At 54.8% G+C, this 13,272-nt stretch carries 6 protein-coding genes; all 6 read right to left on the bottom strand.

The genetic code is table 11. The annotated features are described in order from the left end of the window. Nucleotides 1-21 precede the first annotated feature (21 nt). A complete protein-coding gene (gene pstB, locus MHH28_RS00160) occupies nucleotides 22-777 on the bottom strand; it encodes a phosphate ABC transporter ATP-binding protein PstB (RefSeq protein ID WP_036695861.1) in 756 nt (251 codons plus the stop codon). A 158-nt stretch (nucleotides 778-935) separates the two neighbouring features. Beyond that, nucleotides 936-1,664: a response regulator transcription factor gene (locus tag MHH28_RS00155; RefSeq protein ID WP_036725566.1), complete on the bottom strand. Its 729-nt coding sequence runs from the start codon at nucleotides 1,662-1,664 to the stop codon at nucleotides 936-938. Between the two features lie 127 nt (nucleotides 1,665-1,791). Next, complete coding sequence (gene pnpS / locus MHH28_RS00150) at nucleotides 1,792-3,585, bottom strand: two-component system histidine kinase PnpS (RefSeq protein ID WP_405110142.1); 1,794 nt, start codon at nucleotides 3,583-3,585, stop codon at nucleotides 1,792-1,794. 649 nt (nucleotides 3,586-4,234) lie between these two features. After that, complete coding sequence (locus MHH28_RS00145; protein WP_405110138.1) at nucleotides 4,235-8,095, bottom strand: carbohydrate binding domain-containing protein; 3,861 nt, start codon at nucleotides 8,093-8,095, stop codon at nucleotides 4,235-4,237. Between the two features lie 85 nt (nucleotides 8,096-8,180). Continuing rightward, nucleotides 8,181-11,150: a carbohydrate binding domain-containing protein gene (locus tag MHH28_RS00140; RefSeq protein ID WP_405110136.1), complete on the bottom strand. Its 2,970-nt coding sequence runs from the start codon at nucleotides 11,148-11,150 to the stop codon at nucleotides 8,181-8,183. A gap of 407 nt (nucleotides 11,151-11,557) precedes the next feature. Beyond that, nucleotides 11,558-13,261 carry a fumarate hydratase gene (locus MHH28_RS00135; protein ID WP_405116747.1) on the bottom strand — a complete coding sequence of 568 codons (1,704 nt, stop codon included), beginning with the start codon at nucleotides 13,259-13,261 and terminating at the stop codon, nucleotides 11,558-11,560. Nucleotides 13,262-13,272: the final 11 nt, after the last annotated feature.

Genomic DNA, 13,272 nt, shown 5'->3' with positions numbered 1-13,272 from the left:
AGAATTACGCAGCAGCTACCCTTAGCCGAAGCGGCCGGAGATATAGTCTTCTGTGCGGGAGTCCTTCGGGTTCGAGAACAGCAGCTCCGTATCCGCAGCCTCCACAATAACGCCGTTCAGGAAAAATACGGTGCGGCCCGATACCCGGGCGGCCTGATGCATATTATGCGTGACCATTACAATCGTATACTTATCCCGCAGCTCCTGGACCAGCTCCTCAATCTTGAGTGTGGACACCGGGTCGAGCGCAGACGTCGCCTCATCCATCAGCAGAATATCCGGCTGTACGGCAAGGGCTCTGGCAATGCAGAGACGCTGCTGCTGGCCGCCCGACAGGCTTAAGGCAGACTTCTTGAGGAAATCCTTCACTTCCTCCCAGAGTGCAGACTGGCGCAGGCTTTGTTCTACCAGGACATCCAGCTCGGCTTTGCTCTTCACACCGTGCAGGCGCGGGCCGTAAGCCACATTGTCATAGATCGACTTGGGAAAAGGATTGGGCTGCTGGAACACCATCCCCACCTGCTTGCGCAGACTCTCCACTTCGATCTCGTCGCTGTAGATATTTTTGCCGCCGATATTCACTTTACCTTCAATACGTGTTCCGGGAATCATGTCGTTCATACGGTTAAGGGTACGCAGCAGGGTGGATTTCCCGCAGCCGGAAGGTCCGATAAAAGCGGTCACCTGCTTCTCCGGAATCTGCAAATCCACATTCTTCAGGGCATGGAATGACTCATAGTAGAGATCTAGCTTCTCTATGTCAATGATGGATTTCATTAGTTTCTGTTGTCTCCTTCTCATCATCTTCGTTCCCCATGATAAGCTTTCAGTGTAAATAGAGCTCCAGAGAATTGTTAACGCAGTGTAAAATCCTTGGGCGGTGAAACAGCGCAGGAGAGAAGGTGCTCATTGTGTGAGAAAAGAACACCGCCACGTTAAATGACCGGTGTTCTCTTCTTGTTGACGACCAGTTTGTAGCCCACGCCGCGAATGGAATCAATATGCACGGATTCAGGGTCAAGCTCCAGCTTCTTGCGCAGGGAGCTGACATGCACATCGACGGTACGCTGGCCTCCGATATAGTCGAAGCCCCAGACCGCATTCATCAGATCATCCCGCGTCAGGACGACGCCCGGCTTCCGGGCCAGATACAGCAGCACTTCGAATTCCTTCGGCCGCAGATTGATGCTCTGTCCGCCCAGCGAGACTTCATACCGCTCGGGGTAAATCTCCAGCTGTCCGAGAATAATCGTCGATGCGGATACCGCCGTCTCGGGCGGAGCTTCCTCGGCAATGCCGGAGATCCGCCGCAATACTGCACTAACCCGGGCCAGCAGCTCGGAAACGCCAAAGGGCTTCGTAATATAGTCATCCGCCCCGGACTTCAGCCCGCGGACAACATCCTCTTCCGCGTTCTTGGCCGTCAGCACTATCACCGGTGTGCGGATGCCTTGTCCACGCAATTTATCCAGAATGTCAATGCCGTTCATGCCGGGCAGCATCAGATCCAGTACGATCAATTCAAAAGGTTCTCTAGTCGCACGGTCATATCCTGCCGTTCCATGATCCTCCACCGTCACCTCGTAGCCTTCCTGTGTCAGGTTATAAGACAGCAGCCGGGCCAGTGTCGGTTCGTCTTCAATGACAAGCAATCGTTGTGCCATAGGTTCCCCCGTCTTTTCATAGGTTATTAATTTTACAAAACTGCACACATGCACATCATAGCACCACAATGTTAACTTAGTGTAAAATCACGAATATAATCTCTATTATGATCTATGGACCGCAGGGTTATTGATTCTCTTCCTGCAGCAGCGGCAATTCCAGGATGAACGAGCTGCCGATGCCCAGATCGCTCTCCACGTTAATCGACCCGCGATGCAGCTCCACCAGATGCTTCACAATGGACAGACCCAGGCCGGTTCCGCCGGAGCTTCTGGAGCGGGCTTTGTCCACCCGGTAAAAGCGTTCAAAGATCCGGGGCAGATCCTTGCGCGGAATCCCCATCCCCGTATCACTGACTGTAAAACGCACGCTCTCGGTGCTATCTTTCTTCTGGATGCTCCCTGCGGTCACTCTGACATTTCCCCCGTCCTGAGTGTAGTTGATCGCATTGGACAGCAGATTCATGAAGATCTGGCGCAGCTTGTCTTCATCTCCCTCCATGAATAACTCCGCAGGCACATCCGAGCTAAGTGTAATCTTCTTCTTCTCTGCCACCTTACTGAGCGTTTCCAGCACAGAATCGAAAAACTCAATTAAGTGGATGGGCGAGCATTCCAGCTGAACGCGTTTGGATTCGATTTTGGACAGCTCCAGGATGTCGCCGATCAGGCGGTTCAGCCGTTCATTCTCATCGTAAATGATCTGCAGGAACGAACGCGCTGTCTTCTCATCCGTAACGCCTCCGCCCAGCAGGGTCTCGGCGAAGCCTTTTACCGCAGCGACAGGAGTCTTCAGCTCATGGGAGACATTGGCGACGAATTCGCTGCGCATTTTCTCCAGACGGCGGATTTCCGTAACCTCCTGAAGCAGGAAAAGCATGCCCCGGGAACAGCCGTCCTGGATCATGGGCACTCCGTCCAGACGCACAATCCGCTCTACCGGATTATAGATGCTACGCTCCTCGTGAATTGGTTCACCTGCGGATACTCCATCATCAATCAGCCGCGTCAGCTCATAGTGATGCTTAATCTCCTTATAGGAATGTCCGGTCATCTCGCTGTGCTTCACATCGAGCAGGCGCTCAGCCGCCCGGTTGAGCAGGGCAATCTCCCCTTCTGCGTTAATCATCACGATCCCGCCGGTCATATTGTCGAGTACGCTCTGCAGCAGGTCCTCATTGTCGCGGATGGTCTTAAGCTGGGCCTGGAGACTGTCCGCCATCGCATTAATCGCCGTTGCCAGCTGGCCGATCTCATCCTTGCGCTTCAACGGCACCCGGGCATCATAATCCAGATCGGTAATCCGCCGCGCCACTCTGGTGATCTGCTCCAGCGGTGAGGTCATACTGGAAGCCACCTTGTAGCTCACAAAGGTTGCGGCAATGAACAGCAGCACCAGCCCCCCTGCCATGATCATCCACGCGCGGTTCAGCCCTTCGGATACGGTATCCAGCCCCATCGACAGCCGGATATATCCGTCGAAGCCCTGGTCCGAGGACACGGAACCCGCCACATACATCATTTCACGGTCTAACGTATCGCTGTAACGGATCGCCCGGCCAATCCCTTCCTTCGCGGCCAGCAGCTCCTCCTCGCGGGTAGAGTGATTGTCCATCTCGCGCGGATTCTTCTCCGAGTCGCCGATCACCCGGCCTTGCTTTGTAATGAAGGTGACACGTGATCCGGTCAAGGTAGAGATCTTTTGTGCCTGTTCTGTATAGTAGTTCAGGGCATCCGGGCTGCTGGTATCCATGAATGAGAAGGTGCCGGAGAGCAGCTTTATTTCCCGGGACATGTTCTCTTCCAGCACGGAAATATGCGAATCCTTGAACAGCTGAGCCATGGTGATCCCGGCCCCGGTCATTGATATTCCTATCAGTGCCATAAGTATGATGGTAAGTCGAATGCGGAATGGTTTCATCTGCGGCGGTCCTCTTCCCTCGTGTTTATGTCCTTGAGAACACTCTACCTGCATTTTCGGCAAAATACCAGTTCCGGCGGCGATTATCAACGGAGTGTAAAATCTGGGCTCAGCGGGATGCGGAGGCTGGAATATACTGAGGGGCGTGGGGGAGTGGTGTCTGAGATTCAAGAGCCTGGGGGCGAGGGAGGAGCGGTGTCTGAGGTTCAAAATCCTGGGGGCGAGGGAGGAGCGGTGTCTGAGGTTCAAAATCCTGGGCGAGGGATGAGCAATGTGGGAGTTCTAATGGACGCTCCGCAAACGGACCGTTGTTCCGATCGCTGTTGTGTCCAGATTTTTCATTATTTTTACCTGATCGGTGAAAATCCGGACACAAAGGCGAACGCTACCGCTTCTCCACAATCAGTCCGCCCGCTGCGCTGTTTAAGAGGTGGGAGATACAGGAAAACCCTGCATACCTTAGCCCCGCACCCCACCGCTGCCCCTTGTATTCGGTTTTCGCATACAATCGGCCCGCTCACCTCGCACGTTCCCATTGTAATCGGTTTTCCGATTACATTGGTCCGCTCACCTCACCAACCAGAAAACGCCCTCCTAAATGGCGACCGCACCATTTAGAAAAGGCGTTACTGCTTGTTACTTACAAGTACTACTGATCCTTCCAGCGCTGAACGCTCAGTGTTACTGTCTGTGCTCCGCCTGCCGGCGTAAGCATCCGGTTCGGGGTATCTGCACCGCTGGATGTGGTCTCTACCGTAGCCCAGCTTCCACGCGTCAGCTTATACGTCAAGGCGCTGCCTGCGGGAAGGTTCAAGGTGATGGAATAGATCCCATCACTGCCGCGGGTCAGCAGGTAGGCCGGATCTGCCGCATTCCAGCTATTGAATGAGCCCGTCAGATAGACCTGAGCATTCGCCGGAGTGGATCCGGGAACGCTGACCCGGAAGGTTACGCTATCCGCCTGAGGTTCGCCGGTAATCAGATTGCCTCCCGTCAGACTGGAGCTGCCGGTACCAAAATGATAGTTACTCCCGCCATTGTTGTCCCAGGTACCGCTGCCGTTATTGAAGGCAGCGGTCAGGCCTGAGGCGCTGCCGAGCGGAATGGTAATGGCTTTGTAGCCACTGAAAGTAGAGGCCTGCATCTGCACACCCGGTGAAGTCGTCCAGGCGGTTGCCCCATCCAGCTTGTAATGGATATAGGCGTTACTGAAGGCCGTATTATTGTAATAGATCGTAGCGCTGTTGCCCGCCGGTGTGGCGGTTGGTACAGGTGCCGCCGATGGTGATGTAGTTGGTGTTGCGGTTGGTGCTATTGTTGGTACTACAGTCGGTGTGGCGGTCGGCGATACAGTTGGTGTTACAGTTGGTGTTGCAATAGGCGTTGCACTTGGTTTAACTGTCGGTGCCACCGTTGGCGATGGTGATGGAGTAGGCGCCACGGTCGGTGTAGCTATTGGTGTTACAGTTGGCGTAACACTTGGCTTAGGCGTTGGCGTAGCTGTTGGCGTTGCGCTAGGTGCAACCGGAGCGCCCGCCTGAATTTTGCCAGTCGGCGTATAGGTCCAGGTGCCTGTGCCGAACAGGTAATTGCTGCCGCCGTTGCTGTCCCAGGTGCCGCTGCCATTGTTGAAGCAGGCTTCGAGCTGGGTGGCTGCGCCGATGTTGATGGTGATTTTGTTATAGCCTGCCACTTCCGCCGCCGGAATCGCTACACCCGGAGCTGTCGTCCATGTCCCTCCAGCGGGACGGTAATGGATGTAAGGCGTGGAATAACCCTGCTTATAATAGACCGTTACATGATTACCCGCCGGTGTGGTCGCAGTTGCTGCCGCACTGAAGCCGGAGAGGTTACCGGAGGCATCATAAGCTTTAACCCGGTATTCATAGGCTGTACTGGCTGACAAGCCGCTGTCTGTATATGAGGTAGAGGGAGTTGTGCCGATCCGGACGCCATTGCGGTAGATCTCATAGCCTGTTACACGGATATTATCTGTAGCGGCATTCCAGCTCAGCCCGACAGAGGAAGCATTCACCACCGTGGCCTGAAGATTGGCCGGCACAGCCGGAGCTTCTGTATCCGGGACAGCGGGCACATCGGTGATGAACGGATGCGTTCCTTCAATCGTCCCTTGCATGCTTTCGGTATATTTGCCGTTCGCCAGCTTATATTTTCCGGCACCGACATAGACCTGCTGGATATCGCTTTGAGTCACATTGCCTTTGGCATCCTTGGCTTCAATATAGTAGTCTAACAGCTGATCGCGGTAATCGGAGATGTAGGAGAAATACAGATTCCCGATATCCGTGGCCGGAACCTTCTGCATGATCGTCTTGCTGCTTGGCTGCCAGTCTACACCGTTGATATCGGCGCTCAGGTCGCGGACATTCATCGGGTACTCCGTCCACGCACCGACCTTGGCGGGATCAATATTGGCTATCCCTGCTGCGGCCAGACCTGCCGGATCATAGACCTTGAAGGTATTATCCGCTGCGTCTGCCGTCTTATCGCGGTGTGCCCGGACCTTCACCTTGATCTCGCTGATCCCGCTCGTATCGAATGCATAGGTATAGATGGCAAAAGCATTATTATAATGCTGAAGGGTCCAGCCTTCTGCCTTGCTGACATTCGCGCTGCCCGGATTGTACGGGTAGCGCTGCGGCCACCAGACGGAGGGGCCGGTTTTGTCTTTGGCCAGCTTTTGCGATACATAGGGCTTGGAGAAATACAGCGATTGATTGAAGGACAACGCCGGCTTCACGCTGTCATCCACATTCTCATCATAATAGCCGAAGCCCGAGTCCATCGCAGGCAGCAGGAAGTACCAGGCCAGCTCGGCGGGATTGGCGCCTCCGGCATAGTCGTTCGCGGGGTTGCCCTTCACGGGATAGGAGAGCATCCACGGATTCAACTGATTGCCCTCGTAGGTCACCTCCCGGTCCAGCGGGTTAGCGGGCTTCCAGTAATTCGGATGCTCCTCAAGCCAGATCTGCTCGGCGGTCTTGGCATAGTTCAGGGAAGCCTGAAGCAGTGCGAAATTACGCTCCAGATAATGATAGCCCTTCTCGAAGGATACCGTCATGCCTTCCTCGACACCCGCCAAATTCTTCTTCGGGGCGTAAGCGGTCCCGTTCACCTGATTGAAAGCCGCGAACTGGCCCTTCCAGATCCCAAACGGCAGATGCCAATGGTACCAGGTCGGATCGGAGGACGAATCCCGGGTATCGATCCAGGAGCCGTCCTGCACATGGACCACATCGGCAGCGGCCGGTGTATTGCTGCGCAAATACTCATCGATTCCCATTCCGGTTACGCCACTGTCCGTATAGGTAACATTCCCGGCATTGCGCCAGGTCTCCTCGGAGCCGGCCCGCCCCGAAGAATTATCCCCGTCATGGGCCACGACAAAAATCTGCTTTTGCGCGACCAGATTCTCATACGGCTTAAGCGCATCTGCTTTTACCTGACCCAGATAGCCTTCCTCCCAGGACTGCGCCTGAGCGACAGGTACGCCGACCACTCTCGATTCAGCCCCGGTTGCCGGGTCAACATAACGGACCCAATGGGCCGTGGAGGCAAACGGATATTTGTTGTAGACCACCTGCTGCTCGTTGAACATCGGTTCATTTACCCAGGCCCCGGCCGTGCTGACATTCTGCAGATCACTGCGGTTGGGCGGTGAGATCATCGTATCTGTGCCTGGACTATCCAGCAGCGGATAATCCTTAAGTGTGCGGGAGAAATGGTTGTTGCCGATCACGGACCACTGGATACCCAGCTTGTTCAGCACCGGGATGATCCGCTCCGAGAACCCCAGCTCTGTCGGAAAAAAACCCTTCGATGACTTGTAGCTGCTGCCAAGGAAATAAGGCTGGGCCATCGTCGCTCCATGATAGATCATATCCTTGAGCAAATAATCATTGCCAACCAGCGGTCCCATCGAATGATGTCCGGAGAAATGAATCAGGTCGAGCCTATTGTCGCCGCCCGCGGTTTTGAGCTGGGTTACGGCGTTCTTCCATGGGGTTCCCCAGGCAGGATTGTTGTATCCGCTTACATTTCCTTGCTGAATGATGCTGTTCACATTGTTCACTACAGACCCCGACATGGTCACATGCATCTGCGCCTGCGGATGACTGCTGTGCAGCGTATTCGCCACACTCCAGGGCCACGTTAGATACGCGCCCGTCTTTGCGTGATGGGAATAGTAAGAGACCAGATCATCATGGGGCATGGGAGATCCATTCGGCAGATAATAGGGATATCCCGCGGGCGGATTCTGCTTCAGCTGGATGACTTCACCATCGTAGGTATAACGGATCGGACTGCCTACAGGGGTGGAATTGTAAGTGTTCAGATCATAGTAAGCCCAGAAATTAGGCATATGATTATGATAGACATGCGTAGCGGCAATATCTGCTGAGACAGGAGGCGCGGCTGCCGGAACGATTAGAAGCCCGCCCAAGATTAGGGTTGTAATTTGGCGCAGATACCTGGTTTTCCTGGTCATTGGTCAACTCCTTTTTATCGGGTTCATTCTTCTTCGTCAAAAAAACGGGGGCGCCGGACATTCATCCTTCGCCCCCTCAAGCTGTTTACTGATCCTTCCAGCGCTGCACGGTCAGCGTCACCGTCTGTGCTCCGCCTGCCGGTGTAAGCGTCCGGTTCGTAATATCTGCACCATTGGACGCGGTCTCTACCGTGCCCCAGCTTCCGCGCGTCAGCTTATACGTTACAGCAGTGCCTGCCGGAAGATTCAAGGTGACGGAGTAGACGCCATCACTGCCGCGGGTCAGCAGGTAGCCAGAATCTGCCGCATTCCAGCTGTTGAACGATCCTGTCAGGTAGACTGGAGCATTCGCCGGGGTGGACCCGGGAACGCTGACCCGGAAGGTCACGCTGTCTGCTTGCGGTTCCCCTGTGGTTAAGCTCCCCCCTACCAGGCTGGAGCTGCCAGTACCGAAATGATAGTTATTCCCGCCATTGCTGTCCCAAGTGCCGCTGCCGTTATTGAACGCTGCGGTCAATCCGGTTGCAGTGCCGAGCGGAATGGTAATGGACTTGTAGCCGCTGAAGGTTGAGGCCTGCATAGGCACTCCCGGTGAAGTCGTCCAGGTGGTCGCCCCATCCAGCTTGTAATGGATATACGAGTTACTGAATGCTGTATTCTTGTAATAGATTGTCGCGGTGTTGCCCGCCGGAGTGGCGGTTGGCACAGGTGTCGCCGTTGGCGCAACGGTTGGTGTTGCGGTTGGAGCTACGGTCGGTGTCGCCGTCGGCGCTACGGTTGGAGTTGGTGTCGCGGTTGGTGTAGCCGTCGGCGATGCTGTTGGCGTCACCGGACCGCCTGCCTGAATATTGCCTGTAGGCGTATAGGTCCAAGTGCCTGTCCCGAACAGGTAATTGCTGCCGCCGTTACTGTCCCAGGTGCCGCTGCCGTTGTTGAAGCAGGCTTCCAGCTGGGTGGCTGCGCCGATATTGATCGTGATTTTGTTATAGCCTGCTACTTCGGCGGCTGGAATGGCTACACCCGGAGATGTCGTCCAAGTCCCGCCCACCGGGCGGTAATGAATGTACGGATTGGTGTAACCCTGCTTGTAGTAGATCGTCACACTGTTACCGGCAGGGGTGACAATCAGGGCGGCTGCGCTGAAGGCCGACAGATTCATGGCGGCATCATACGCTTTTACTGTATAAGAATAATTGGTGCTGCCCACCAGTCCGTTATCTGTAAAAGAGGTCGTTGCCGAAGTTCCGATCTTCACTCCATTGCGGTAAATTTCATACCCAGTCACCCCGACATTATCGGTGGATGCTGACCAGGATACCAACGCGCTGGAGGCATTCTGTACGGTGGCTGTTACATTTCCGGGAACACTTGGTGCTTGCGTATCGGTTACCGGCTGTGTTTTGGAGTAGATTTTGGCCGAATTGGCGCCTAGGGTAACTGTAATTTGCTTACCGGTAACACCGCCCGCCTGCACGGTCACAGTATCGGAGGGGTTCAGCTGATTCACCAGAACCGTACCTGCGGTAAGCGTGCTTTCGGCGCGCAGCGGCAGCGTCACTGTCTGTGAGCCCCCAGACGCATTACTGAATGCGGAGATCACTTCCTGGCCGACATTCGTGCCGGTATCAATCCGCCGGGAGAAGGCGTACAGATTCTGTGCGGACCACATTTCGCGCTGGGTGCCGGTTCGCAGGGCCGGGTTATTTTTACGGATTTCGTTCAGCTTGGCTACATGCTTGAAGGTACTGGCATTCTCATTGAAATAATTCTCCAGCACATTGCCGTTTGGATCCCGCTTCACCATCGACCAGCGGTTCCACGTATCGGCGATCCCGCCCGTCATGATCTGCCCGTTGCCGTTGCCCTTGTTCTGCTCGGTTCCCTGGAAGACGACAGGCGTTCCGCGCACGGTGAAAATAAAGGACAACGCATTCTGCAGCTTCTCTACACTGCCCCCGGCCTCCGTCAGGAAGCGGTTGCGGTCATGATTGTCGATGAAGGTAACCATATGGTTGGCGTTGCCGCCGTAGTAGGAGTCTTGAGCCAGAGTGCCTTTAATATTCGCGTCAAAAGACTGTCCGTAAGCGAAGCTGTTCAGCACAGAGAAGAATAACGGGAAGTCGAGCATCCCCCACTCCTTGTTGGTACCGACCCAGCGGGAGACGAATTCGGCATTGCCGTCAAAATTCTCCCCAAACGTATTTACGCCCAGCAAATTCTGGAGTTCGCCGATATCGGTCGGCTTCATCAGCTTGGCCGCATCAACACGGGCGCCGTCTGCACCGGTATAGTCAAACCAGCCCTTGATCGAGCTGAAGATGGCCTGCTTGGCGGCAGGAACATCGAAGTCGATATCATCCAGACCACCCAGATCATGATTCTCCAGATAATCCTGGGCCCACTGATCGTACCGTCCATCGGCAAGCGACCAGTTAATGTCCCCATTGTGGTGATACCAGGCCGGATTATTGAATGGAGCGGCAGGCTGCAAGGATGGGATATCGTAAAAAGCCTGAGTGCCCAGCATGTAATCGCCGATGTGGTTAGGAACGACATCAATGATGACCTTAATTCCGAGCGCATGCGCGGAGTCTACCAGCTCTTTCAGCTTTTCTTTGGTGCCGAAGTAAGGGTTGGCCTTGTTCGGATCTTTGACATTGTAGCCGTGGTAGGCAGTGTTCTTGCCTGTTCCATTGTTCTCACGGTTAGTCATCTGCGGCTCGGCTACCGGTGAGATCCAGATCGCGGTATAGCCCATATTGTGAATATACGGGAGCTTGTCAATGACCCCCTGCCAGTCGCCGCCCTTCATGTAACGGAAATCCTCCTCAGAGTTCTCCCCGTAGCGGATGGCAGCTCCTGTTGCGTTATTGGAAGAATCCCCGTCATTGAAGCGGTCAACCATAATCTGATAGATCGTGTCATTCTCGGTTACTGTACCAATACTCGCAGCCTCCGCCTTAGAAGGCGGTACAACAAACAGACTCATCGTGATAGACAGTACAATGGATGCGATTAGAACGGGAATAAGTAGGCGGTTACGTTCTCTTTTCATTCCTCATCTCCCTCTCATGGATAACCTGTGCTCAAGCTTAAAACTCTAGCAACACATCGACGACAGAATCTTTGAAATTTGTTAATGATAGGGAAACCGGTTTCCCCACTAAAAATTACCACGCTCTTGTATGCGCTGTCAAGACAAATCCGCGAACTTCGCTGCAAAAAAAATCTCCTGTGCCAACCCTGCTCTGCCGAAAAACCAAAAACGCGCGTTCATGCAGCAGTGCAGCAGGCAGATTGTGTTCGGTTATTTGATTACATTCGGCCACGCGCCGCACTAGCTCCAAACCTCAACAAAGAACCTCCTTCACCGGAATGAAAGAGGTTCTGGTCTGACTGGATATGCTGCTATACACGACGTTACCGTTCATTAGAGACGGCAGCGAAGCAGGAACTGTGCGCTTACTTAAACACTGGCTCCCGGAACTGGGCCAGCTTGGCGGCGGAATCCTTTTCGACATCGGCGTGCAGGCTGTTACCGTGCGCATCCATAGTTACGATTGCTGCGAAGCCGTCCACCTGCAAATGCCACATGGCCTCCGGAATTCCGAATTCCATGAAGTCAACCGCATTGACCTTCTTGATACATTCCGCGTAATACTGTGCTGCACCGCCGATGGCATTGAGGTAGACTGCGCCATGTTCACCTAGAGCCTTGAGCGTCTTCGGTCCCATGCCGCCCTTGCCGATGACGGCGCGGATTCCGAACTTCTTGATAATATCGCCTTGATACGGCTCCTCGCGGATGCTGGTTGTCGGTCCGGCCGCCTTCACATGCCAGCCCTCGTCATCCTTCAGCATGACCGGGCCACAGTGATAGATAACCGCACCGTTCAGGTCGACAGGGGCGTCGTGGTCCATCAGGTATTTGTGCAGTGCATCACGGCCGGTATGCATCTCGCCGGAGAGGATCACCACATCACCGACACGCAGGCTGCGGATGTCCTCCTCGCTGATCGGTGTGCTCAGGCGGAATTCACGCGAGCCGCCTGAGCTCGCGGAAGCAGATGCAGCCGGTTCGGATGCTGCCACATTCCCCTGTACGGCAGGATCTGAAGCCGCTTCTCCCGTACCGGATACAATAGCCGGTGCCGCAGGGATTGTAGCATCCTCTGGAACCACACCGGAGGCTTCCCGATCTGCAGCAGCTACACCCACAGGTTCAGCGGCAGGCTGCGGTGCAGCTTCCCCCTCAACAGATATCCCGGTGCCGCTCTCATAGAGCCATTCCTGAATGTCACCGGTAGCCGGATGGACCAGAATGCCCTGGCGGCGGAAAGCCCAGCAATTATAAGCCACAGAGACGAAAAAGCTGGCTGGCAGCCGGTTCATGACCCCGATTTTGCAGCCAAGCAGCGTCACTTCACCGCCGAAGCCCATCGTACCGATCCCAAGCTTATTGGCATTCTCCATAATGTAATCTTCCAGCTTGCCCAGATCTTCGTTGGGGTTCACATCCTCTACCTTGCGGAACAACTGCTTCTTAGCCAGCTCATACCCTGTGGTACGGTCGCCGCCGATGCCTACGCCAATGAATCCTGCACTACAGCCCTGTCCCTGCGCCTGGTATACGGAATGCAGAATGCATTTGCGGATACCGTCGAGATCGCGTCCGGCTTTGCCGAGACCCTCAAGCTCTGCCGGAAGGCTATACTGGATATTCTTATTCTCACAGCCGCCGCCCTTCAGGATCAGCCTGACGTCAATGCCCTCTTCCTCCCACTGCTCGAAGTGAATCACAGGTGTGCCTGCCCCCAGATTATCCCCGCTGTTCTCGCCGGTTAGCGAATCCACGGAATTCGGACGCAGCTTGCCGTTCTTCGTAGCGCGGATAATCGCGCTGTGAATATCCTTCTTCATCTCTATCTGATTCACGCCCACCGGCGTATGGATAATAAAAGTCGGCAGCCCTGTATCCTGGCAGATCGGTGATACTTGTTGCTCCGCCATCCCGATATTCTGCGCTATCGTGGTTAGTGCCAGTCCGGAGCGTGTCGCCCGGTCTTCCAGCGCCCGCCCTCTGGCCACCGCCCGGCGTACATCACCCGGCAAATTCGTGGAGGTCTCTACAATCAAATTATAAATGCTCTCTTCAAAATGCTGCATCTTCATTCAGT

It is taken from the genome of Paenibacillus sp. FSL K6-1217 (assembly GCF_045040735.1).
Taxonomy (GTDB): Bacteria; Bacillota; Bacilli; order Paenibacillales; family Paenibacillaceae; genus Paenibacillus_AQ.
This window is presented reverse-complemented; position numbering and strand designations above follow the sequence as displayed.